Source organism: Streptomyces nidicola (assembly GCF_050106155.1).
Taxonomy (GTDB): Bacteria; Actinomycetota; Actinomycetes; order Streptomycetales; family Streptomycetaceae; genus Streptomyces.
This window is the reverse complement of the sequence record NZ_JBNBPI010000001.1, coordinates 2,993,503-3,013,907: the sequence shown is the minus strand read 5'-3', so window position 1 is coordinate 3,013,907 and position 20,405 is coordinate 2,993,503. Positions and strand designations below refer to the sequence as shown.

General features: G+C 68.8%; 25 protein-coding genes. 17 read left to right on the top strand and 8 right to left on the bottom strand.

The genetic code is table 11. The features are described from left to right. Nucleotides 1-47 precede the first annotated feature (47 nt). On the top strand, nucleotides 48-2,645 hold the full coding sequence (locus tag ACOKM3_RS13575; RefSeq protein ID WP_426900256.1) for an AAA family ATPase: 2,598 nt from the start codon (nucleotides 48-50) through the stop codon (nucleotides 2,643-2,645). A gap of 83 nt (nucleotides 2,646-2,728) precedes the next feature. Here ACOKM3_RS13575 and ACOKM3_RS13570 read toward each other — a convergent pair whose 3' ends face one another. Both ACOKM3_RS13570 and ACOKM3_RS13565 read right to left on the bottom strand, forming a co-directional pair. After that, on the bottom strand, nucleotides 2,729-3,472 hold the full coding sequence (locus ACOKM3_RS13570; protein WP_426900254.1) for a sporulation protein: 744 nt from the start codon (nucleotides 3,470-3,472) through the stop codon (nucleotides 2,729-2,731). A 148-nt stretch (nucleotides 3,473-3,620) separates the two neighbouring features. Continuing rightward, the gene (locus tag ACOKM3_RS13565; RefSeq protein ID WP_426900252.1) at nucleotides 3,621-4,241 is read right to left on the bottom strand and encodes a hypothetical protein; all 621 of its coding nucleotides are present in this window, start codon (nucleotides 4,239-4,241) and stop codon (nucleotides 3,621-3,623) included. 320 nt (nucleotides 4,242-4,561) lie between these two features. Between ACOKM3_RS13565 and ACOKM3_RS13560 the strand changes: the two genes are divergently transcribed. The 4 genes from ACOKM3_RS13560 to ACOKM3_RS13545 all read left to right on the top strand — a co-directional run bounded on the left by ACOKM3_RS13560 (nucleotide 4,562) and on the right by ACOKM3_RS13545 (nucleotide 7,313). After that, entirely contained in the window at nucleotides 4,562-4,900 is a 339-nt protein-coding gene (locus ACOKM3_RS13560) for a WXG100 family type VII secretion target (protein WP_426900250.1), read from the top strand. Between the two features lie 102 nt (nucleotides 4,901-5,002). Then, nucleotides 5,003-6,274, top strand: a complete 1,272-nt coding sequence (locus ACOKM3_RS13555; protein WP_461856544.1) for a WXG100-like domain-containing protein — start codon at nucleotides 5,003-5,005, stop codon at nucleotides 6,272-6,274. A gap of 50 nt (nucleotides 6,275-6,324) precedes the next feature. After that, complete coding sequence (locus ACOKM3_RS13550) at nucleotides 6,325-6,675, top strand: hypothetical protein (RefSeq protein WP_426900246.1); 351 nt, start codon at nucleotides 6,325-6,327, stop codon at nucleotides 6,673-6,675. Nucleotides 6,676-6,677: 2 nt separating this feature from the next. Beyond that, nucleotides 6,678-7,313, top strand: coding sequence for a hypothetical protein (locus ACOKM3_RS13545; protein WP_426900244.1), 636 nt, complete (start codon nucleotides 6,678-6,680; stop codon nucleotides 7,311-7,313). A 76-nt stretch (nucleotides 7,314-7,389) separates the two neighbouring features. On the opposite strand, the gene ACOKM3_RS13540 is transcribed toward ACOKM3_RS13545, so the two are convergent. Then, nucleotides 7,390-7,998, bottom strand: a complete 609-nt coding sequence (locus tag ACOKM3_RS13540; protein ID WP_426900242.1) for a hypothetical protein — start codon at nucleotides 7,996-7,998, stop codon at nucleotides 7,390-7,392. 254 nt (nucleotides 7,999-8,252) lie between these two features. Here ACOKM3_RS13540 and ACOKM3_RS13535 point away from each other — a divergent pair, with 254 nt between their 5' ends. Beyond that, complete coding sequence (locus ACOKM3_RS13535) at nucleotides 8,253-8,606, top strand: hypothetical protein (protein ID WP_426900240.1); 354 nt, start codon at nucleotides 8,253-8,255, stop codon at nucleotides 8,604-8,606. A gap of 15 nt (nucleotides 8,607-8,621) precedes the next feature. Beyond that, nucleotides 8,622-9,266 carry a hypothetical protein gene (locus tag ACOKM3_RS13530; RefSeq protein WP_426900238.1) on the top strand — a complete coding sequence of 215 codons (645 nt, stop codon included), beginning with the start codon at nucleotides 8,622-8,624 and terminating at the stop codon, nucleotides 9,264-9,266. A gap of 85 nt (nucleotides 9,267-9,351) precedes the next feature. Here ACOKM3_RS13530 and ACOKM3_RS13525 read toward each other — a convergent pair whose 3' ends face one another. Further along, nucleotides 9,352-9,975, bottom strand: a complete 624-nt coding sequence (locus tag ACOKM3_RS13525) for a hypothetical protein (RefSeq protein WP_426900237.1) — start codon at nucleotides 9,973-9,975, stop codon at nucleotides 9,352-9,354. 290 nt (nucleotides 9,976-10,265) lie between these two features. Between ACOKM3_RS13525 and ACOKM3_RS13520 the strand changes: the two genes are divergently transcribed. The 5 genes from ACOKM3_RS13520 to ACOKM3_RS13500 all read left to right on the top strand — a co-directional run bounded on the left by ACOKM3_RS13520 (nucleotide 10,266) and on the right by ACOKM3_RS13500 (nucleotide 13,743). Further along, entirely contained in the window at nucleotides 10,266-10,619 is a 354-nt protein-coding gene (locus ACOKM3_RS13520; RefSeq protein WP_426900235.1) for a WXG100 family type VII secretion target, read from the top strand. 139 nt (nucleotides 10,620-10,758) lie between these two features. After that, nucleotides 10,759-11,910: a WXG100-like domain-containing protein gene (locus ACOKM3_RS13515; protein ID WP_426900233.1), complete on the top strand. Its 1,152-nt coding sequence runs from the start codon at nucleotides 10,759-10,761 to the stop codon at nucleotides 11,908-11,910. Between the two features lie 329 nt (nucleotides 11,911-12,239). Beyond that, nucleotides 12,240-12,566 carry a WXG100 family type VII secretion target gene (locus ACOKM3_RS13510; protein ID WP_426900231.1) on the top strand — a complete coding sequence of 109 codons (327 nt, stop codon included), beginning with the start codon at nucleotides 12,240-12,242 and terminating at the stop codon, nucleotides 12,564-12,566. 106 nt (nucleotides 12,567-12,672) lie between these two features. Next, nucleotides 12,673-12,963, top strand: coding sequence for a WXG100 family type VII secretion target (locus tag ACOKM3_RS13505; protein WP_425828831.1), 291 nt, complete (start codon nucleotides 12,673-12,675; stop codon nucleotides 12,961-12,963). A gap of 357 nt (nucleotides 12,964-13,320) precedes the next feature. Next, nucleotides 13,321-13,743 (top strand): hypothetical protein, encoded by a 423-nt coding sequence (locus tag ACOKM3_RS13500; protein WP_426900229.1) that lies wholly within the window; start codon nucleotides 13,321-13,323, stop codon nucleotides 13,741-13,743. A gap of 51 nt (nucleotides 13,744-13,794) precedes the next feature. On the opposite strand, the gene ACOKM3_RS13495 is transcribed toward ACOKM3_RS13500, so the two are convergent. The 4 genes from ACOKM3_RS13495 to ACOKM3_RS13480 all read right to left on the bottom strand — a co-directional run bounded on the left by ACOKM3_RS13495 (nucleotide 13,795) and on the right by ACOKM3_RS13480 (nucleotide 16,284). Beyond that, nucleotides 13,795-14,079 (bottom strand): hypothetical protein, encoded by a 285-nt coding sequence (locus ACOKM3_RS13495; RefSeq protein ID WP_426900227.1) that lies wholly within the window; start codon nucleotides 14,077-14,079, stop codon nucleotides 13,795-13,797. A 3-nt stretch (nucleotides 14,080-14,082) separates the two neighbouring features. Then, nucleotides 14,083-15,204, bottom strand: coding sequence for a WXG100-like domain-containing protein (locus ACOKM3_RS13490; RefSeq protein ID WP_426900225.1), 1,122 nt, complete (start codon nucleotides 15,202-15,204; stop codon nucleotides 14,083-14,085). A 73-nt stretch (nucleotides 15,205-15,277) separates the two neighbouring features. Further along, entirely contained in the window at nucleotides 15,278-15,661 is a 384-nt protein-coding gene (locus tag ACOKM3_RS13485) for a hypothetical protein (protein WP_426900223.1), read from the bottom strand. 266 nt (nucleotides 15,662-15,927) lie between these two features. Continuing rightward, on the bottom strand, nucleotides 15,928-16,284 hold the full coding sequence (locus ACOKM3_RS13480) for a hypothetical protein (protein WP_426900221.1): 357 nt from the start codon (nucleotides 16,282-16,284) through the stop codon (nucleotides 15,928-15,930). A 68-nt stretch (nucleotides 16,285-16,352) separates the two neighbouring features. On the opposite strand from ACOKM3_RS13480, the gene ACOKM3_RS13475 reads away from it, so the two are divergent. From ACOKM3_RS13475 to ACOKM3_RS13455, 5 genes are all read left to right on the top strand, one after another. After that, the gene (locus tag ACOKM3_RS13475; protein ID WP_426900219.1) at nucleotides 16,353-17,015 is read left to right on the top strand and encodes a hypothetical protein; all 663 of its coding nucleotides are present in this window, start codon (nucleotides 16,353-16,355) and stop codon (nucleotides 17,013-17,015) included. A 181-nt stretch (nucleotides 17,016-17,196) separates the two neighbouring features. Then, complete coding sequence (locus ACOKM3_RS13470) at nucleotides 17,197-17,529, top strand: type VII secretion target (RefSeq protein ID WP_426900217.1); 333 nt, start codon at nucleotides 17,197-17,199, stop codon at nucleotides 17,527-17,529. Nucleotides 17,530-17,531: 2 nt separating this feature from the next. Then, nucleotides 17,532-18,782: an amidase domain-containing protein gene (locus ACOKM3_RS13465; protein WP_426900215.1), complete on the top strand. Its 1,251-nt coding sequence runs from the start codon at nucleotides 17,532-17,534 to the stop codon at nucleotides 18,780-18,782. Between the two features lie 211 nt (nucleotides 18,783-18,993). Then, nucleotides 18,994-19,728: a WXG100-like domain-containing protein gene (locus tag ACOKM3_RS13460; RefSeq protein ID WP_426900213.1), complete on the top strand. Its 735-nt coding sequence runs from the start codon at nucleotides 18,994-18,996 to the stop codon at nucleotides 19,726-19,728. Then, on the top strand, nucleotides 19,725-20,378 hold the full coding sequence (locus tag ACOKM3_RS13455; RefSeq protein ID WP_426900211.1) for a NucA/NucB deoxyribonuclease domain-containing protein: 654 nt from the start codon (nucleotides 19,725-19,727) through the stop codon (nucleotides 20,376-20,378). The genes ACOKM3_RS13460 and ACOKM3_RS13455 overlap by 4 nt, the downstream gene beginning before the upstream one ends. Nucleotides 20,379-20,405 lie beyond the last annotated feature (27 nt).

Below are 20,405 nucleotides of genomic sequence, written 5' to 3'. Positions count from 1 at the left end.
CGCCGGAAACCGGTCGTTCAGGTGCACAGCAGAGACCAGGAGGCACAGTGACCAGTGACCGGGACCAGCGGAACCCGGAACCCGGCGACGGTTCGATCGAGACGGAGCTGACGGGAGAGTTCCGGCTCGATTTCGACGCGCCGTCCTGGTACGCGCAGCCAAGCGACTCGTCGAGTACGACGCCGCCGTCCGGTACGCCCGCGCCCCCCTCGTCCGACACGTCAGGGGGGAGCGCGACTCCGCCTCCGCCCGCGCCGGGTCCCCCGTCCGAGGGGTCCGCGCCGCCGCCGGCCGCTCCCGGGTTCCCGACCTTCGGGGCTCCGACGGGTACGGGTGCCGGGGAGGCGGCTCCGGCCGCGCCCGCACCCGCCGCTCCGCCGGCCGCACCTCCGGCGGCTCCTCCCGCCGCCGACGCCGATCCCGCCGCGTCGAGCCGCCGCTCCGGTGCCGTCGACCCCACGGGTGACCTGTGGGGGGACGACGAGGACGATGACGACGACGCCGTTGACGGAGCGGACTCCGGGACGGCGACGTCCGAGACCGCGACCGCCGAAGCCGCGGCGTCCGGGGACGCGAGCGACGTCAACCAGGCGGCCGCGCCTGCCGGTTCGGCCGCGCCTGGTGCTCCGCCGGCCGCGGACGGTGCCGCTCCGGCGACGCCCCCCGCTCCGGCCGCGCCCCAGCCGCCCGCCGCCGGTGGTTACGGCTACCCGCAGCCCGCGCCGCAGCAGCCGGCCCCCGGTCAGCCGGCCCCGGCCGCTCCGCAGCCGCCCACCGCCGACGGTTACGGCTACCCGCAGCCCATGCCGCAGCAGCAGCCCGCTCCCGGTCAGCCGACACCCGCCGCGCCGCAGCCGCCCACCGCCGGTTACGGCTACCCGCCGCCGCCGGCCCCGGGTTACGGCTACCCGCCGCAGCAGCAGCCGGGCCAGCCGCAGCCTCCGGTGCAGGCCCAGCCCCAGCCGCAGGCGCAGCCCGCTCCCGGCCAGCCGGGTCAGCCGATGCCTCCGCAGCAGCCGGGTCCGTACGGCCAGCCCGCTCCCCAACAGCCGGGCCCGTACGGCCAGCCCGCCGCCCCGCAGCAGCCGGGTCCCTACGGTCAGCCTGCGCAGCAGCAGCCCGCTCCCGGTCAGCCGCAGCCGCCCGCCGCCGGTGGGTACGGCTACCCGCAGCCGCCGGCTCCGGGTTACGGCTACCCGCCGCAGCAGCCGGGCCAGCAGCAGCCGCAGCCCCCGGCGCAGCCGCAGCCCGCTCCGGGTCAGGAGCCGGGCCAGGCGCCGCCCGCGCCGCAGGGCCCGTACGGCCAGCCGCCCCAGCAGGGCCAGCCGGCTCCGGGCCAGCCGGCCCCCGGTCAGCCGGCTCCGGGTCAGCAGGCCGCTCCCGGGGCCCCCGCCCCGAACGCGTACCCGCAGCCGGCAGTCGACCCGCGCGCGGGATGGGACCCGAGCGCCGGGCAGCAGCGTTCGGCGCCGGGCGCGCCGCTCGGCTACAACGCGCAGGTCGAGCTCAGCTCGGACCGTCTCCTGCGCAACCAGCCGAAGCGCAAGAACAACAACAAGGGCCCCAGCAAGTTCAAGTTGGGCGCCAAGGCGGCGGAGGCCGAGCGGCAGCGCAAGCTCCAGATGATGCGTACGCCGGTCATGTCCTGCTACCGCATCGCCGTGATCAGCCTCAAGGGCGGCGTCGGCAAGACGACCACGACGATGTCGATCGGCGCGACCCTCGCCTCGGAACGCCAGGACAAGATCCTGGCGATCGACGCCAACCCGGACGCCGGCACCCTCGGCCGCCGCGTACGCCGCGAGACCGGCGCGACCATCCGCGACCTGGTGCAGAACATCCCGCACCTGCACTCGTACATGGACATCCGCCGGTTCACCTCGCAGGCCCCCTCCGGCCTGGAGATCATCGCCAACGACGTGGACCCGGCCGTCTCGACGTCCTTCAACGACGCCGACTACCGCTCCGCGCTCGACGTCCTCGGCAAGCAGTACCCGATCATCCTCACGGACTCGGGTACGGGTCTCCTCTACTCCGCGATGCGTGGAGTCCTGGACCTGGCCGACCAGTTGGTCATCATCTCGACCCCGTCCGTCGACGGCGCGTCCAGCGCGAGCACGACGCTCGACTGGCTGTCGGCGCACGGGTACGCGGACCTCGTCCAGCGCTCCCTCACGGTCATCTCCGGGGTCCGCGAGACCGGCAAGATGATCAAGGTGGACGACATCGTCAGCCACTTCGAGACGCGCTGCCGCGGCGTGGTCGTCGTCCCGTTCGACGAGCACCTGGCGGCGGGCGCCGAGGTCGACCTCGACATGATGCGCCCGAAGACGCGTGAGGCGTACTTCGAGATCGCGGCGCTGATCGCCGAGGACTTCGCGCAGCGCGCCGAGGCCCAGATGCAGGCGGGCGGCATGTACGGCGGCCAGCAGCAGCCGGGCATGCCCCTGGCCGGCTTCCCGCCGCAGCAGCAGGGCTACGGTCAGCAGCCGCCTGCGGCCCCGCAGCCGGGCCAGCAGGGCTACGGCTACCCGCAGCAGCAACAGCCGCCCCAGGCCCCCCAGCAGCCGCAGCAACAGCCGCCGCAGCAGCCGGGCGGCGGCGGTCTGCCGTCGGGCTGGACGACGCAGCAGCCGCCGCAGTAGGCGCCAGCAGTACAAGTACGAGGGAGGGGCCACGTCCGATACGGACGCGGCCCCTCCCTCGTACGGGTTACGAGCTCACGGGCTCACCGCTGGAAGGTGGCCCGCAGATGCTGATCGAGCCAGGCGGTCCACGCAGGCAGATCGATGTTGCTGTACGAGAAGGGGTACGGCCCGTGCGGGCCGGTGATCAGGTCGAGCGAGTCGTGGCGCGCCACGAACACCGTCTCCAACTGCCCACCCGGACGCCGGTAGTCCGAGGGGAACCACATCTCGATCTCCTGCCAGAAATCCGTCTGCGAGTTCCTGCCGCCGCTCGGGGTCCCCTTCTTCACCTCCGCCTCGTCGAAGCGGAAACCGAGGTTGGCGTACGCCTGCAGCAGCGTGTCCTGCGCCGGCAGCGCGTGCACCTGGATCTCGTCGAAGTCGCCGCGGTCCACGGCGTTGTCGACGGTCAGCTCGGTACGCACCGCGACCCGCGCCCCCTTGAGCGGCCGCCCACCGAGGACGTGCGTCAACGGGGTCTCCCACGGCACCTCGAACGAGACCTGCCCGTCCTTCGTCTCCCCGGCCTTGAGCTCGAACTTCTCACCGAGCACGAGGGACTTGACGACACCCGGGTTGCTCCACAGGGTCTCGGTCTCCTCCCGGTCCTCGAACCGGGTGACGATCTCGATCCGGACCCGCTCCACCTCGATATCCACGGAGCCACCCTTCAGCCGCACATTGCAGTGCAACTGATCCCCGGGCCGTACGGCGCTCGCACTGAGCGTGGTCTCGACCTCGGGCGCACCGACACCGAGCGAACTGAGGAACTTCCGAAAAGCCACGAATACCCACTCCCCGGGCCACCGGCTCCACCACCCGGACCCTCCAGGCACCCGCCCCGACCCGCCGGGGAACCCTAACGTGGCGGTGCGGGCCGCGACTTGGGTCCGGAAGGATCTGCCCGGCCGAAGGCGGGCTCACCCGATTTCGCTACCAGAGCACGATCCGGAAGATGATCGAGCCCAGCAGGCCGAGCCCGCCGATGACCCACAGCCACTCCTCCGTTGCCTTCACGGGCCTCGGCAGCAGCTGCTCCGCCTCGCGACGGCTGGGTCCTACCCCCTTCTTGGGGAACGAGCCGGCGACCGCGCACGTCAGGCCGTAGCCGAGAACCGTCACGAAGAAGAAGCCGACGCACAGGTAGTTGGCGACGGACACGAGGCTGGTGACGGACAGCTCGCCGTCGCTCGCACGGTTGACCTCGAGGTCGGCCGCCTTTTCCCGGACGACCCGATTGATCGCGTCGTCGTCGGCCCTGCCGGACAAGGTGATCTCCGCGTTCCTGTCCACGACGTTGCCGTCCGACGAACGGAAACTCCCGGTGCACTTCGCACCCTTGAGGACCTTGGATCCGCTGTGCACGCCACCCCCGGCACTACCCTTTCCGTACTTGGGGACGCACTTGTCGACGGTGAGCTTGCCCTGTGTGCCGAAGAGGCCGGTGGCAGCGGCGGCACCGGAGAATGTGATGACCGCGACGATGATGGACGCCACCACCAGCACGATGCCGAACGCGCGCCCGACGGGGGATGGCGGCGCAACCGCGGGCATGGGCTGCGAATTCCCCGCGAGGCTTTTGGCCGGCGGCTGCGGCAGGTGCGCTGATGACATTGGGTGCCCCCCCAGGCGGTCGCCACTTATGGAGCGGGCGACCACTTGAAATTGATCTTTGTCGGTTGGCTGAATCGGGCTGTTGTGCATTGCCGCGATAACGGTCGAATGGCAGCAGAACCGTAGCGGACCACGGTGACTGAGGTGCGTATGACGTGTGAAGATGCCGGTTGTCCGGCTCTGGTCGATGTGGCCGTCGACTAACCTGGTGGCCGGGATTCGACTGTGGTCCCGACGGTGACAGGTAGCAGGGGGAAGACATGGCGGGCCCGCAGTTCGATGTCGATCCGGACGTCCTGAAGGCGCAGGCTCGGAGCTTTGACCGGATGGCGAGCGAGTTCGCCTCCAAGTCGAAGGCATTCGAGGAACGGATCAAGGCGCTCGAGAAGGGTTGGGGCGAGGACGACGTCAAGGTCGTCAGCGCGCTTCTCGATGTGTACGGGCCGGTGAGCGGAGGCATCCTCGGCGCCCTCGATCACCTCGGTGAGGCCCTGAAGGGCGTGGGCGAAAAGCTCGACTCCACCGCTCGCAGCTACGAGCAGACGGAAGAGGATCACTTCCACGCGCTGAAGCAGGCGGCTCAGCAGCGTCACGGCTGAGCCTGCTGCGCGCGCGGCCGCCGAGCCGCCCGTCCGAGTCCAATCCGTCTGCGCCGATTCGGCGGCGCAATCTGTGTCCTGAGGGGAAAACCCGTGTCCATCATGTTGCCCGGGGAACTCGACTGGGTTCTCGATCTGCTGGGCTTTGAGTGGCCGAATATCGACGAGGACCTGCTCTACCAGGCAGCTCAGGAATGGCGTGACTTCGGTCAGGCCGTTTCCGAGTACCAGGAGCAGGGCAACGCGGCGGCGAGCCTCGTCATGAGCGCGCACGTCGGTGACGCCGCGGACGCCTTCATGAAGGAATGGGGCAAGTTCGCCGACAACGGCCTCGGTATCGGCGGGCACGGCATCGGCTACCTGGACGGTCTGGCCGGAGCCGGTGAAGTACTGGCGCTGATGCTCGAGATGTGCGCGATCGCCGTCATCGCTCTGAAGATCTTCGTCATCGTCCAACTCATCGACCTGGCCATCGAGTTCGCCATCGCCCAGGCCTCCGCACCGGTCACGCTCGGCGCGTCCGAGGCCGCGCTCGCCGGTCGCGTCGTCATGATCCGGATGCTGGTCAAGCGTGCCCTGACGGAAGCGGCGCAGAAGGTCGAAGAGGCGGTCATCAAGGCCGTCAAGGAGCGCGTCGTCGTCAAGGCCAAGGACATGGCCATCGACCTGGCGAAGGACGTCGGCAAGAAGGTGGCCGGCGAGCTGGCCTCCCAGGGCATCAAGGCGTCGTTCGGTGCGGGCGGCAGCTGGGGCGAGAGCCTGACGTCGCTCGGTGTCGCCGCCGCCAACCCTGTGCTGGGCAAGGTCGCCGGAGAGATCAAGGAAGACGACGACGGTTCCGGCTACCACTTCGAGACGAAGGCGGGCGGCAAGGTCGTCGAGGGCGCGATCGACACGGCACAGGGCGACTCGGGCGGCCTGTCGAAGATGGCGCAGGGTTCCGGCGAGCTCTTCAACAACTTCACGGAGAAGAAGGGTGAGGAGTCGGGCAGCGGCACGACGTCCGAATCCGGAGGCGGTTCTGGTGAGGGATCCGGTGGCGGCACGACGTCGTCGGGGTCGGGCGGTGGCACGACGTCCGAATCCGGAGGCGGTACGGCGTCCGAGTCGGGTGGTGGCACCACGTCGGATTCGGGCGGTGGCGCCACGTCCGAGTCGGGTGGCGGTACGACGTCGGAGTCCGCTGGTGGCACCACGTCGGAGTCCGGTGGCGGTACGTCCGAGGGGTCCGGAGAAGGCACCTCGCAGGAGTCTGGTGGCAGCAATTCGCAGGAGGCCGGCGCGGCACAGGCGCCACCGGAGCCCAGGCAGGGCGGTGCGTCGAGCGCTGAGGGCGTCCCCGAGAGTGACCGCGTCCGCACCGTATTCGGCTGACCGGCCACGCCGACACCGCGCCGCACCCCCGACGAGGAGATCACCACATCATGAGCACCGGAAACCGCTTCGACCCGCAGGGCGAGCGTGAATACCCGATCGAGGACAAGAACCTCACCGAGGAGCAGAACGAGCATTTGACCGCGTCGCTGCGCAAGGTCCGTGACATGAAGGACGCGCCGCCCGCGTTGCAGGACCTCGCGCGTCAACTTCTCGGTGGGCGTATGGAGTTGAAGGACGTACTGGACTCGCCGTCCGGTCACCGTGCCCTGGGTGAGGGGCTGGCCGGGATGCGGGAGCAGTGGCGGAACATGTCGCCGCAGGAGCGGCAGCAGGTCCGGGACTACGACCCGGACGAGGACCCGAAGAACGCGCCCGGCCGCGACGGCAGGATCCGGTAACTGTGGCTACCGACAGTGAGGCGTGGCAGCGCCATCGGGACCGCCGCTCGTTCGTGTACCGGCGGGGCACGGGCTGGATCATCGGCGCCGTGTTCGTCGTGTTCGCCATCAAGATCCTGATCTCCGCGGGCAGTTGGGTCGGCTGGCATGTCACTCCTCAGGACGGCGACGGTGCGCCCGGCATGTTCAAGTTCTCCGCGTGTGCGCCCGCCGGCGACGACTATCGGTGCACGGGCGCCTTCCGGGAGGACGGCGGAGATCAGCGGACGTTCGACGACGCCGTCTTCATGGCCCACTCCGACCAGTTCAAGGGCAGCCTCGCGTCCGTGTACCGGGCACCCGACGGCGGCTACTCGTACGAGAACCCCGGCGAGGTCACCACGGGGATGCTGGGTGGGGCGTCCATGGCGGTCGGCGCGGCCGCATTGATGGTCGGCGCCGGCATCTTCTTCCTGGCGACCGGATACACGCCGCGTCCTCCGCGGCTGGGCGGCTGGTCCCGGTGGGGGCGTGTCTCCTTCGGGGAGGCGTGGCAGATCGTGCGCTCTCGCGCGCTGTTCCTCTGGTCGACTGTCGGCTTCTGTGCCCTGGGGCTTGTGCTGCTGGTGACGGGACCGCTCGTGGTGTCCCTCGCGTAACGCGCGGGTGCGGCAACGCCGTGGGCCCCGAGTCGTACTCGACTCGGGGCCCACGGCGTGTGACCGCAGTCGCGCGTCAGATGAAGATCTTCGCCGCGATGATGCCGATCACGGCGGCCGACGCCACCGTGATCACCACGCCCCGCGTCCCGGGGCCGACGCTCTCACGCCAGGCGACCTTGAGCGGGACGCTCCCGCCGCCGCCTCGCGGCCAGTCGGCCCTGAGGCAGAAGATCCCGGCCGCGAGGAAGAAGAGGCCGCCCAGCGCCATGAATGCGGACCGCTGCGTCTTCTCCGTATTCGACGTGTTGAATTCGCCGAGGAAGTTCCCGAGGACGGAGTCGGGGTCCAGCCGGGCGGTGTGCAGCTCCGTGCCCTTGCCCCCGGTGTTCATCAGCTCGCGCAGGTAGGCGTCGCCGTCCGAGACCGGGGCGTCCCCGGGCTGCAGCGTCATGCGGACGGATGTGGCGGCCGAGGTGCCGCCGTCGGGGCGGAACGTGCCGTCGCACGTCACCTGCAGTTCGTGCGAGGAGCCGTTCTTGTGGGAGCTACCGCCGGGCGTCCTCCCGAAGGTCTCTTCGCACGAACTCGCCGTGAACTTCCCGCCAGTTCCGATATTTCCGCTGGAGTAGACGGCCTGGAACGAGAACCAGGCCGCCAGCACCACGAAGACCGCAACGAACATGAATCCGAGAATGCCGCGATCCCGCAAGCGGGCCTTCGACTGCGGCTCCAGGGACTGACTCACGAAAAATACCGACCTTCAGTGTGTGGGAAGTGGGGGGGAGGGGGCTACGGTCGCGAGCCCGAACGCCCGGTCCGTTAGGGTACGGGACGCGATGCGCCGCGCCTGAGCTCGCGCCCGAGCAGGGCAACGGAAGCCGTCGCCGAGGGCGCTTCGCCACGTACACATGACACACAGCTAGGGGGCACCACGCCATGAGCAGTGGTGGAAACGGATACGGCCCGCAGGGCGAGCGCGAGTACCCGATCGAGGACAAGAACCTCACCGAGGAGCAGAACGAGCACCTGACGGCGTCGCTGCGCAAGGTCCGTGACATGAAGGACGCGCCGCCCGCGTTGCAGGACCTCGCGCGTCAACTTCTCGGTGGGCGTATGGAGTTGAAGGACGTACTGGACTCGCCGTCCGGTCACCGTGCCCTGGGTGAGGGGCTGGCCGGGATGCGGGAGCAGTGGCGGAACATGTCGCCGCAGGAGCGGCAGCAGGTCCGGGACTACGACCCGGACGAGGACCCGAAGAACGCGCCCGGGCGCGACGGCAGGATTCGTTGAGGACTTGGTGCTGACGTGACATCTACGGGGGCTGCCGACCAGTACGTGGCTCGGCGCAATTACATCTTCCGGCGCATGTTCGGCTGGATGGTCGGCCTCGCCATCGTGGTCATCGGTGGTGCGACGGCCTGGGCGGGCGTCGGGTACCTCGACGGCCACGTGACGGTCTCGGCGCGGCCGGGATCCGTCGTGGTGCAGTCGTGCGAGCCCGCCGACCCTGGCTACACCTGCACCGGTACCTTCGAGGACGACAAGAGCGGTGCGAAGACGCGGGGCGCCACACTGGAGTGGGACCGCGAAGCCGTCCATGGCGCCGCGCTCCCTGCCTTGAAGACGGACGACGGCTACACGTACTCGGACGAAGGCGAACTCACCACGGGCAAGCTGGCCAGGGCCCTGTTCTGGTTCGGCGTCACGTCCGCGCTGTGGGTGCTCGGCGCCTTCTTCCTGCTGACCGGCTACCAGCCGCGCCCGGCCCTGCACTACGGCCCGGTGTTCGGCGTCTGGCGCGAACGCGAACGACGCTTCGGCCGGGTCACGTTGGAGGAGGGCTGGCATGTGGTGCGGCACGAGCGCGGTCCGGCCCTGCCGATCCTCGTCGTCGTGGCGGTGTTGTGTCCTGTGCTGTTCGTCGGGAGCTGGCTGGCTGGGGGCGCGTGACGTGAGCTCTTCTTCGGGCTCGCCGGGCCGGTGTTCTCGACGGGCATGACCGTCTCGGCACACCCCGGCACGTGACGAGCATGGGTTACAGCACAAGCCCCAAGAGCAGCGACACCACCACACCCAGCACCCCGACCGCCGCCAGGCCGAAGAGGATCGGCCGGGTCGCTCCGCCCGCCGTGGACCGCCACGCGGCGCCGTACGACACCCTGCTGCGCCTGCCGGTGTGGCCGGTCACCGCCATGAAGGCGCCCAGCGCGGTACCGATCAGCCAGGCGAAGGCGAACGCGAACATCAGCCCGCCGTTCCAGGCGTCGGCCTCGACGTACGAGAACCGACGGCTGTCCACCGTCGAGGCGGAGTCCGACTGCGTCACCGAGATCCTCGTGCCCGCGGAGTGGGTGGACGACGGCTCGAGGTAGGCGTGGGGATCGCTGCCCTTGCCGCCGTCCGCGCTGAACGACCCGTGACACTTCACCTCTTCACGGGTGCGGTGCTTGCCGTGCGAGCGGTAGCTGACGGTCTGCGTCGAGCACTGGGAGACCGTGAACTCACCGTGCGTTCCGCGCAGCCCGGCGGCGTACATGGCCTGCCAGGCGAAGATGCCGCCGGCGATGAGCGTGACGATCATGACGCCGACGCCGATCAGCCGCGCCCTGAACGGGACCTGGTGCCCACCCGGGCCGGGCTGCTGCTGGTAGTGGGACATCTTTCGGGTGGTTCCCCCTGTGCCGAACGGAACGCGGTACGGCTCTCCCCGCACCCTGCGGATGCGGTTGTGGACAGTCGCGGAACGCTACCGCGGGTACATGGCAATCATGCGAGGAGGGGGTGAAGACCGGCGCTGCGGGGCGAGTCCTGTGTGTCGGGATCACTAAGGTCGTTGTCGGACAGCTACGTCCGTGGGTCCGGTCTGCGGTACGCACATCAACTACGCGCCACCGGACCCTGCTTGAGCGACATGCACACGCATACGCACGCACATTCATGGGGGAGCACATGGCAGGTTTCGGCTCAGGCAGCTTCGACGTCGACCCGGCGGTGCTCAAGGAACAGGGAACCGCCTTCGGCGAGTTGGGCAAGTCCTTCAAGACCGCCGCCAAGGAGCTGAAGTCCGCCCTCGAGAGCGCCGAGGGCGACTGGGGCGAGGACATCATCGGGACCTTCAACGACATCTACGAGCCGGTGCGCGAAGGCATGATGACGTCGATGGAGCACCTCGCCGACGAACTCGACAAGATCGGCGGCAACTTGAAGGTCATGGGCACCCAGTACGAGGTGACCGAGGACGACCAGGCCCAGATCATGATCGGGCAGCAGTCGAGCCGCCCGGGCCTGGGCATGCAGTTCTGACTGTCGGGCGCACCCGCGCACCGCACTCACGCACCGCATCCACGCACCGCACCCGCGCACCGCATTCACGCGTTGCGCTGACACACGTACCACCAACACACGTACCACCAACACACGCACCACGGGGGAGTGACACGGCATGGCATTGACCCTGCCCGACGAGGTCGCATGGGTCCTCGACCTGCTCGGCTACAGCTGGCCCGACGCCGACGAGGACAAGATCCACGAAGCGGCCGAGGCGTGGCGACAGTTCGCCACAGCGGTGCGGGACACCCAGAGTGGCGGCGGCAGCGCCGCGAGCGCCGTACTGAGCGCCAACTCCGGTGACGCGTCCGAGGGTTTTGAGGAGGCGTGGAAGAAGTTCTCGAACGGCGGAGGCGGTTACCTCGATGACGCCGCGATGGCCGCCGAGATCCTCGCCTTCGCGCTCGACGCGGTCGCCGTCATCGTCGTAGCCAGCAAGATCGCGGTCATCGCGCAGCTCATCGCGCTGGCCTTCGAGATCGCGGCGGCGCAGGCGGCGGCGCCGGTGACGTTCGGGCTCTCGGAGATCGGCGCGGCCGGCGCGACCCAGGCGACCCGGCTCATCGTGCGCCGCATCCTCGACGAGCTGAAGCAGAAGCTCATCCAGCAGGTCACCCAGGCCGTCGAGCAGCAAGCGGTGCAGTCGGTCAAGGAGATCGTCCTCGACGTGGTGAAGGAAGCGGCCGTCGAGGCGGGCAAGGCGGCCGGGCAGAACCTCGTCCAGCAGGGTGTGCAGAACCACTTCGGCGCGCAGGACGGCATGAAGTGGGGCGAGGCGGCCGTGGTCGGCGCGGGCACCTTCGCCTCGGAGACCGTGAACGGCGCGGCGGGCGCCATCGGCGAGGCCTCGGGGCGGCTCGGCCCTGCCGGCCGGGTGCTCGGAGGGGCCGCGAGCGAGGGGCTCGGCGCGGTCGGCGAGGGCATCGGCGAAGGTGTCCACGCGACGGGTGAGGGCGTGGGCCAGGGTGCCGGGGCGGCGGCCCAGGGCATCCTGGACAGCACCGCCGAGAGCCTGCCGAAGGCGGGCGACGCCGTTACGGATGCGTTGGACCCGAGCTCGATGATCTCGTCGCCGGGCGAGAGCGCCCAAGGCGCGGTGGACGGAGCGGTGGAGGGCGCGACCGGGGCGCTCGGTGACGCGGCTCAGAGCGGGGTCGGCCGCCTCAGAGGGGAGCAGCCGGCAGCGGCGGCGGACGAACCGGGTGGCGGCGACTCCGGCCGGACGAGGACCGCGGAGGACGCTCGCGCCAGATCGGTCTTCGGCTGAAGCGGCCGACGTTTCCGACGTACCCCACGTATGCAACGTATCCGCGTATTCAGGAAATCCACGTACGCGACGTATCCGATGTAACCGACGTAACTGATGTAACGGACGCATGGGGCCTGTGTGAGCCCTGTGACCCCGTGTCGATCCGTGACATTGTGTGGATCCTGTCACGGCACGGCCGGTCACCTGGGAACCGCCTTGGGTGACCGTGTCAGTTGTGGCTAAAGTACTGTCGCGGCACTATCGAGAAGTGCCACCCGCGCCCCAGTTCCCTTCGGGAGTCGAGCGGCGCGGGGACCGATGTCGAATTCTCATGGGGGCAAGTGGCCATGGCCGGTCAATTTAATGTGACGCACGAGGAGATGGTCGCGTTCAGCGGCCGTATCTCCCAGGTGAACGAGTCCATCCAGGGTGAGATCCAGCGACTGCAGACGGTGGTCGACTCGATCACGTCCGGCTGGAAGGGCCAGGCGGCCACTGCGTACAACAACCTGCAGAACCAGGTGAACGAGGACGCCACCGCCCTCAACCGCGTTCTCAATGAGATCAAGGAAGCGATCGACTCGACGGCGCAGAACTACCAGACGTCCGAGGACGAGCAGGCCGCGTCGATCTCGCACGTCTCGTCGGGCGCCGAGGCCTCTCCCTTCGGATGAGCCTCCCCGGCCGCTGATCCTGCGCCGCAACTGACCGGCAGCGGGCAGCGCGCCACCGTCGTCATCCTTCATCACCTTCCGTCCAACATCCCCCGGGGGAGACATCATGTCCGGTCAGGTTCTGGTCAATTTCCAGACCATTTCCCAGGCTTCGCAGGACGTCAAGTCCACGGCCAGCAACGTCCGCCAGCAGCTCGACGACCTCGAGGCCGGCGTCAAGCGCATCGCTTCGACCTGGGAAGGTTCGGCCCAGGAGGGCTACCAGGCCAAGCAGCAGGAGTGGGACCGTCGCGCCGCGTCCCTCCACCAGACGCTCGAGTCGATCGCCCGCGCGCTCGACACGGCCGCCCAGAACTACCAGGCGACCGAGAGCCGGAACACCAGCGTCTGGTCGTAACGCGTCGGCGCGCGGGTAGCGCGGACAGCGTCCAGCGCGCGTAGCGAGACGTGACCGGGGGCGGCAGGTGCGCATGCATCTGCCGCCCCCGGTGGCATGTCCGGAGAGGGATGAGAAGTACGGGGACGGACGCACTCGATGAAGCCGGAGTATCGCAGCCACGTCGAACCACACATGCAGCCGGGCGAGGAGTTGACCGCCGCCTGCGAGTGCGATCTGGCACCGGGCACGCCGAGCCGACCGCTGTGGCTACGAAAGCCGCCGCCGCACTCAGACCTGGAGCGTCGGATCAGGTCCCGCCTGCCGGGACCCGTGCGGAACTTTCTGCGGCCGAGTGAGCCGAAGCCCATGGGGGCCATGGATCGCTTCGAAAATGCCATGGAGGCGTCCGAGCGGGCGATCGACAACGGCCTGCTGCGGGCCGCACACGGCAAGGCCCTGCACGGCGGCTGGGACGGCCAGGCCGGGCAATTCCTGGTGGCGCACTACAGCGCGGCGTACGTGCCCGCCGTGACACTCATGCTCGCCGTGACCGACCGCCGGGTCCTGGTACTCGCCGACCGCGCGAAGCTGTGGCAGTTCAAGCGGGTGTACGTACACCAATGGGAGGCCCCCCGAGCCTCCGTCACCGAAATCCGCGCAACCCCCAAGGGCCTCGTCCAACGCGGCCGCTTCGAACTCGCCTTCACCGACGGTTCATGGATTGCGCTGACGGCATCCGTGCCCACGCATGCGGCGCCTTTTGCCGCGCGGGTGGGGCTGCGAGAGGGCGGACCGTGAGAAGGCGACGCCGACGCGCAGACCCGTGCCGTACGTAGCCGGAGACGTGCTTCAGCGGCCCTCGAGCCACACCAGGGACATGGTCAACAACGGGGTGGCAATACTCAGGGCCAGCGCCCCGGCCATCACGCCCGGGCGTACCTCCCGATAGCCGCGGAGCCCCAAGTAGGCGACGAGCAGCGGCAGAACGAGGCCGAGTACCAGGCCGAAGCGCCACCCCTCCTCTACGAACAGGAAGATGGTCAGGGCCCACCAGGCGGGCACCGACACCAGGGCGAACATGCGCCCCCGGGACAGGAACAGATCGAGGAACTCACCCTCGCCGAAAAGGCTCATGTTTCACGCTGCCCGGTTGTCATAGCTGGAGTTTCCGACCTCGGGGAAACCGTCCGCCGCCGAGAAGCCGTTGATCGTCGTGGAGAGTGTGAGGGCGATCGCGCTCAGAGCCGTGGCGAATGTGTCGAACGCCTTGGCCGCCTCCGCCCACAAGCCCATGATGCGGATGGCCTGCGCCGCGGCCAGTGCGAACATCGCGACCGAGGCGGCCTGCCCGCCCACAGGGATCGCGTTCACAGCCGCGGCCGCTGCCATGTTGACCATCCAGATGACCAACAGATCGCAGAACATGACGAGGAACGACTTCAGGAACTCCGCGAATTGGAAGGCCATCTGAGCCGCCCGCGTGTAGCAGTCCTGCAGCGACTCGAGGGTTTCCTTGATCTGATCGAGTTTCTTGGCGAACTCGTCGAAGTACACCGTTGCGGTGGCAGCCGCATTGCCGTCCCAGGAGAGCGCGAGATTGCGGTTGCCCTTGCGGAGATTGGCGGCCATGGTGTCGCAGCACGAGGCGAGGCTGCCCCATGCGTCGGCGCAGTCGTTGTAGCCGTTCCAATCGCCGAAGACCCAGTTGGTCACGATGGCGAAGGGGTCGAAACCGAAGAGCAGCTTGGACGCCTCCACGGCCATGGCGGAGGGGCTGCCGAAGTCGAGGGCGGTGCCCAGACTCTTCTGCACCGGGCTCATCGCGAACTCGTCCGCGTGGCCCGACCCGTACTCGACGAGTGGGTTGTTGCTCCCGCCACCCGGCTTCTTCAGTGCAGCCGCCGCGTCGTCAGCGTCGGTGAAGTCTTGCGGGTTGCCGTCTGAACCGAGGGACGGCGCCTTCGACCCCGGAGAGCCGGCGTCGAAGCGTGCCGCCGCCTCCTGGTCCGTTTCCCTGTAGTACGTGGCGGATCGTGCCAGTTCGTCCGCGGAGGACTCCAGCACGCTCTTGACCTTCTCCAGGGCCTTCTTGGCCTCGCTCACGTAGCGGTCGTGATCACCTGCGACCAGATCCCAGGCTTCGCCGCCCAGAGTCTCGTCGATCTTCACGTACTTGCCCACGTACGACACAGCCTCCGAGCCGCCGTCCGCCGCGCGCCCCACCAGCTTGCCGAAGCCGTCGACTGCGTCCGCGTCCACACGAAAGCTCATGGGTTCCCTTGCCTGACGTGCCAGGAGTGTCGGCTTTGATGGGTGGGCGGTCGTTCTTCGGTCAGTACAGGGACCAGCCGCTGCCGTCGTGGCGCGCCTGCCGCGTCGAGGTTCGCTGCGGCTGCGCAGTGTGCCGCTCTTCGTCCGCCGACCGCTGTTCCTCTGCGGTCTTGCGCTCTCCCTCTGCCGCGAGCGCTTCTCGCTCGGCATCGGACATCTCTGACCACTTCTGGGTGAGCGGTGCCGACTGCTCCAGGGCTTGCTCGGTGTACGCCGAGACATCAGCCGCTTCACGTAGCCCCATGCGGCCGGAGAGGACCTCCTGAGCCATCTCCTTGAGCGCGCCACCGCCCAGTCCCGAGGCGAGATGCTCGAGAGACTGCCGCAGGATCTTGGCCTGGGCCGGGTCCTGTCCGGTCATCTCCAGGAACTCGGAGTCGTCCACCGGCTTGTCCTCCGGCTTGTCAATCGGGTTCCTCAAGGGGTGCCTCGGCGGGTCGGTTCGGCATCAGGGAGCACGCAACTTAGCAATGCTTTGGTAAATTCCACAATGCCGACCTGGCGGCCGAGCCGCCGTTCGCTCGGTGCCGCGGCGGGGATGTGGCCGCAGTACCCCTGTCGCCGTCGGGCGCCGGCAAGCCGGCGGTGCAGGCGATCGTCGTCAGCGGCTCGCGCAACGACGCCACCGCCAAGCAGCCCGCTAAGGGAAACTCACACGAACATCGGCCCATCCCCCACCATCGCAACCCCCGCCCCCACACAAATCGCCGCGAACGCCCACCGCGTCCGGCCGAACCGGGCCAGCACAACCCCGCACCCACTCACCACACCGCCCGCGAGGTAGAGCGCCGTCCACACCCCGGCCTCGCTGCCCTGGCCGAGGCGGACGCCCGTGAGGGCGATGGCGACGAGGGCGACCAGCGCGGAGATCCCCGCGGACACCCGGCGCGCCTGCCGCGCCGCGCGCCGACGGTCCATCACCAGCCCCTGCTGCCCCTGGCCCTGGAACCGCGCCTTCAGCGTCCTGGTCGCCTTCAGCTGTTCGTCGGATTCCGAGCCATAAGTCATGTCCCGGAGCCTAGACGTCAACGCACCCGCGGGCGGCCGACGGGACAGGTTCCCTACACTCCCTGCCCATGTCGACACCTCACGGCCACGGCCCTGCACTCACCGCCACCGCGACCGTCATACGTACTGGTCAGCGCAACGCGGCCAAGGCACTGCCCCTCGGCATCGTGCTGACGGCGGTGGGACTGCTCGTGCTGTTCGGCGGAGTGGTGATCGCCGCCGGCCTCGGTGAGGACGACCCCAGCCCCAAGGGCGTCGTCGGCATCGTCATGGGCCTGCTCATCCTCTTCGTCGGCGTCACCAGCCTCATCTCCGCCTGGGCGTCGCGCAGTTCGACGGTGAGCGTCGACCCGACCGGCCTCTGGATCGGCGACGGCAAGGTGCGAGGCGTCGTCCCCTGGAACTCGCTCGCCGGCGTCGGCCTGCACTGGAGCAAGCTCGGCCGTACGAAGATCTACTCGATCGAGCTGTGCCCCTCGGGCCCTATCGACCGCGACGACCCCGTCCTGTGGCCACTGGTCCGCGACGAGGCGCCCCTCCGCCCCGACCTGCCCCGGCTGCGCTACCGCGTCCCTGTCCCGCCGGGCTCGCGCGACGCCGTCGTCGCGGCGATCCAGTCGTACGTGCCCCAACTGTGGCTGGGCGAAGCGGAACGGGAGTCCGGACACATGGGCAAGCCGGACCGGAAGGGACACCGGGAGCGGACCCGGCTGCGAGACCGGGCGAGCTGATCGGGGGGCGTATTCCGGGCCCCGTACGATGATCGCCGGATTCGAACCGGCGACAGCGGTTCACAACGCGGTACACACCGGGTTCACAACGCGGTACACACCGCGTTCGCACCGCGATTCACAACGCGGTGCGTATCGCGATTCATACCGGGGTTCACAACGGGGGAGTTGTCCAACGCCCATGGCAGACATCGACATCAACGCCGCACGCGTACGCGCCACGGCCCACGACACCGAGTCTCTGGCCCGCCAGACGGCCAAGCGCCTCGACCACGCACTCGACACCAGCGACGAGGTGCCCGCCTCCCACCACGGCCACGGCTGGCAGAGCCCGGCCGAGCTCAAGGCCTGCGCGCGCAAGTGGGAGGAGCACATGGTGTCCCTCGCCAAGCGGATGGGCGAGCTGAGCGACAAGTTGCGGGATTCCGCAGGCAGTTACGACCGCGCGGACGCCGAGGCCGAGTCCCGCCTGCACGCAGGACTGACCGGCCTGGCCGACCTCGGGAGGGCCTGACCATGGTCTCGTACGAGGGTGTGAACACCGCCCAGTCGAAGACCTGGGCCACCGCGGCCGACGAATGGCACGCCCTCGCCAAGCACGCCCTGGGCGCGGCGAAGGACCTGCGCGAGTACGGCGCCAAGCCGCTCGCCGACAACTGGACGGACGAGGTGGGCGCGACGGCGGCCGCCGAGTTCGAGAAGCTCGCGAACCAGCTCGAGTCGGCGTACGACATCCTCCTCGCGGTCAACATGGTCGCCGACGGCATGACGACCACGATCGAGACCGCGCAGAGCACCCTGCACGCCGCGATGGACCTCGCGGCCCGCCATGGCCTGGAGATCGCGGCCGACGGCACGATCTCCGGCCCCCGTGCGGAGGACGCGGAGACGGAGTCGTACCGGGCCGAGGTGCAGGACCTCATCGACCAGGCGACCGAACAGGTCACCACCGCCGACGAGTTGGCCGCGGCCGAGTTCGCCGAGCTCGCCGCCCAGACCGGGCTCACCGACCCGGACAAGGCGCTGGGCGACGTCCAAGAGCACGCCTCTCACGTCCAGTTGAGGATGCTCGCCGCCGACATCCCGGTCGGCGAGGACAGTGCGACGGCCCGCCGCTGGTGGAACGGCCTCACGCCCGAGCAGCGCAAGGACATGATGCTGGCCCAGCCGGTGGCCCTCGCCAATCTGGACGGCATCCCCGCCGACGTACGGCGGGAACTGCGCGGCACCGACGGCAAGTTCGACCGCGTGAAGATGGTCGAGTACGCCCTCGCCAACTGGAACAAGGCCGACCCCACCGACTTCGGCAACAACTGCGCCAACTTCGTCTCCAACGCCCTGCTGCACTCGGGCATGAAGGAGAAGACGAGCTTCTGGGGCCCGGCCGACGACGACAACTGGATGGCCGGCCCGCGCACCGGCGTCGACGCGATCGACAAGCGGATCGCCTACTCCGACACCTGGGCCGCCGCCGAGAACCAGCAGAACTTCATGCTGGCGCACGGCGGTTCGGAGGTCCCGCAGTCGGAGGCGAAGCCGGGCGACATCATTTACTACGAACAGGCCGACGTGGGCGACACCGCCGAGAAGGGCAACACACACCACGCGGCGATCGTCACCGCGGTGATGCCGGACGGCGAGATCAAGTACACCCAGCACAACAACGAGTACCGGAACGTCAGCCTGGAGGGCCGCCTCCCCTCCACCGAGAAGAACCAGGGCGACCAGAACCTGCGCTTCGTACGCCCCAGTCCGGACTGGTACTGATGCCGCTGTCGTCCGTGCGGCGCTTGCCGGCCGGACTGTTGTACGTGCTCGCACCGCGGGTGGGCAGGCCTGTTCGGGGCTGACAATCACCCGCGTTACGGCCTGACACGCCTCACGTTGGCGTGATGGGGAAGCGCCACTTCCGGGCAACTATCCTTCGAACAACTGTCACAGGTGCGGCAGTTGCGCCACGGGGGAACAGGGGGAGCGCATGGCCATCGAGTTACCGGACGAGCTTGTCTGGGTCATGGATCTGATGGGTCTGAACTGGCCCCAAGTGAACGAGGACGCGGTCCACGAGTTCGCCGGACACGTCCGCACCTTCGCGGGCGACATCGCCGCGTCGCAGGAGCAGGCCTCCGAGACCATCAATGCCATGGCGGCCTGCTACGAGGGATCGTCGTACGACCGGCTCGCCGAGACCTGGAGCCGGCTGGCGACCAGCCACATGACCGAGCTGATCCAGGGATGCGAGATGGCGGCGGTCGCCCTGGAGGTCGCGGCGGCCATCATCGTCGCGGCCAAGATAGCCGTCATCGCCCAACTCATATTCATAGCCGCCCAGTTGGCGGTGGCGGCCGCGACGGCAATCGTCACTCTCGGGGCAGCCGCAGCGGCCGAGGCGGCACTGATACAGGTCACCAAGAAGGTGGTGAACGAACTCCTCGAACGCGCCCTGGAAGAGGTGATCGCACACCTCGCGACCCAGGCCGTCGAACCGCTCGAGGAGATCGTGGGACGCGCGCTGAAGGGCCTGGTCCTCAAGGGCGTCGAGTCCGCCAGTGAAGCGATCGCCGGACCCGCCGACGCGGGCGGTGGCACCGGCTTCTCCATCCACCCGGACGAACTACTCAAGCACGCCGACGACTTCAAGAAGCACTCCGAGGCCGTCGCCGGACACGCCGTCAAGTTCAGCAACGCGGCGTCGGGAGTGTCGTTCGGATGAGCCACCCGATAGCCAAGGCCCTCGAAGACGCCGCACAGCGCATGGGCAGGAAACTCGGCAAAGACGCCGCCAAGGCCGTCGGCGACATGTACAGCCAGGTCGGGGACGGCACCAAGAAGGTCGTCAAGAACATCCAGGACGCGGACGGCCAGCACGCCCACGAGCTCATCAACCTCGCGAACAAGGTGGCCAAGAACGGCGGCGAGACCGGTAAGGGCTCGCGACGCAGAATGCGGGAACAGGCGGCCGCGCGAGGGGAATTCAATCAGCGCACCGGCGGACAGACCGAATACGACGCGGAACTGGTCCTCGACAGGAACAAGTACCCCGAGTCCGCCCAGCACATCGAGGACGCCCAGAACGGCACCATCTGGCGTGGCGACGACAATGAGATCGACACGCCAAAACCCGACGTCCTCACCATCGACAGAAACGGGGCGGACGACAACCGGGCCGACTCGCTCCGCGGAATTCCGACCGACAGCCCGCGCGACCGGGACGAATACCCTCCGGCCATGTACAAGGAGGGAGGGACGGGCGCGAGTGTCCAATACATATCGGCAAAGGACAACCAAGGGTCGGGGTCGGCCATGGGAAGCGCTGTACGCGGCTTACCGGACGGCACCAGAGTCAAAATCTCGGTGCGCTGAAGGAGAACGACCAGGGGGAGCCGACGC

Excerpts from the sequence above, each read along its gene's own strand:
- ACOKM3_RS13525 (WP_426900237.1), bottom strand. The coding sequence starts at position 9,975 with ATGTCCCACTACCAGCAGCAGCCCGGCCCGGGTGGGCACCAGGTCCCG.
- ACOKM3_RS13515 (WP_426900233.1), top strand. The coding sequence starts at position 10,759 with ATGGCATTGACCCTGCCCGACGAGGTCGCATGGGTCCTCGACCTGCTC.
- ACOKM3_RS13535 (WP_426900240.1), top strand. The coding sequence starts at position 8,253 with ATGAGCAGTGGTGGAAACGGATACGGCCCGCAGGGCGAGCGCGAGTAC.
- ACOKM3_RS13475 (WP_426900219.1), top strand. The coding sequence starts at position 16,353 with ATGTCGACACCTCACGGCCACGGCCCTGCACTCACCGCCACCGCGACC.
- ACOKM3_RS13460 (WP_426900213.1), top strand. The coding sequence starts at position 18,994 with ATGGCCATCGAGTTACCGGACGAGCTTGTCTGGGTCATGGATCTGATG.
- ACOKM3_RS13540 (WP_426900242.1), bottom strand. The coding sequence starts at position 7,998 with ATGTTCGTTGCGGTCTTCGTGGTGCTGGCGGCCTGGTTCTCGTTCCAG.
- ACOKM3_RS13500 (WP_426900229.1), top strand. The coding sequence starts at position 13,321 with ATGGATCGCTTCGAAAATGCCATGGAGGCGTCCGAGCGGGCGATCGAC.
- ACOKM3_RS13455 (WP_426900211.1), top strand. The coding sequence starts at position 19,725 with ATGAGCCACCCGATAGCCAAGGCCCTCGAAGACGCCGCACAGCGCATG.
- ACOKM3_RS13465 (WP_426900215.1), top strand. The coding sequence starts at position 17,532 with ATGGTCTCGTACGAGGGTGTGAACACCGCCCAGTCGAAGACCTGGGCC.
- ACOKM3_RS13565 (WP_426900252.1), bottom strand. The coding sequence starts at position 4,241 with ATGCCCGCGGTTGCGCCGCCATCCCCCGTCGGGCGCGCGTTCGGCATC.
- ACOKM3_RS13550 (WP_426900246.1), top strand. The coding sequence starts at position 6,325 with ATGAGCACCGGAAACCGCTTCGACCCGCAGGGCGAGCGTGAATACCCG.
- ACOKM3_RS13560 (WP_426900250.1), top strand. The coding sequence starts at position 4,562 with ATGGCGGGCCCGCAGTTCGATGTCGATCCGGACGTCCTGAAGGCGCAG.
- ACOKM3_RS13510 (WP_426900231.1), top strand. The coding sequence starts at position 12,240 with ATGGCCGGTCAATTTAATGTGACGCACGAGGAGATGGTCGCGTTCAGC.
- ACOKM3_RS13495 (WP_426900227.1), bottom strand. The coding sequence starts at position 14,079 with ATGAGCCTTTTCGGCGAGGGTGAGTTCCTCGATCTGTTCCTGTCCCGG.
- ACOKM3_RS13480 (WP_426900221.1), bottom strand. The coding sequence starts at position 16,284 with ATGACTTATGGCTCGGAATCCGACGAACAGCTGAAGGCGACCAGGACG.
- ACOKM3_RS13470 (WP_426900217.1), top strand. The coding sequence starts at position 17,197 with ATGGCAGACATCGACATCAACGCCGCACGCGTACGCGCCACGGCCCAC.
- ACOKM3_RS13520 (WP_426900235.1), top strand. The coding sequence starts at position 10,266 with ATGGCAGGTTTCGGCTCAGGCAGCTTCGACGTCGACCCGGCGGTGCTC.
- ACOKM3_RS13505 (WP_425828831.1), top strand. The coding sequence starts at position 12,673 with ATGTCCGGTCAGGTTCTGGTCAATTTCCAGACCATTTCCCAGGCTTCG.
- ACOKM3_RS13555 (WP_461856544.1), top strand. The coding sequence starts at position 5,003 with ATGTTGCCCGGGGAACTCGACTGGGTTCTCGATCTGCTGGGCTTTGAG.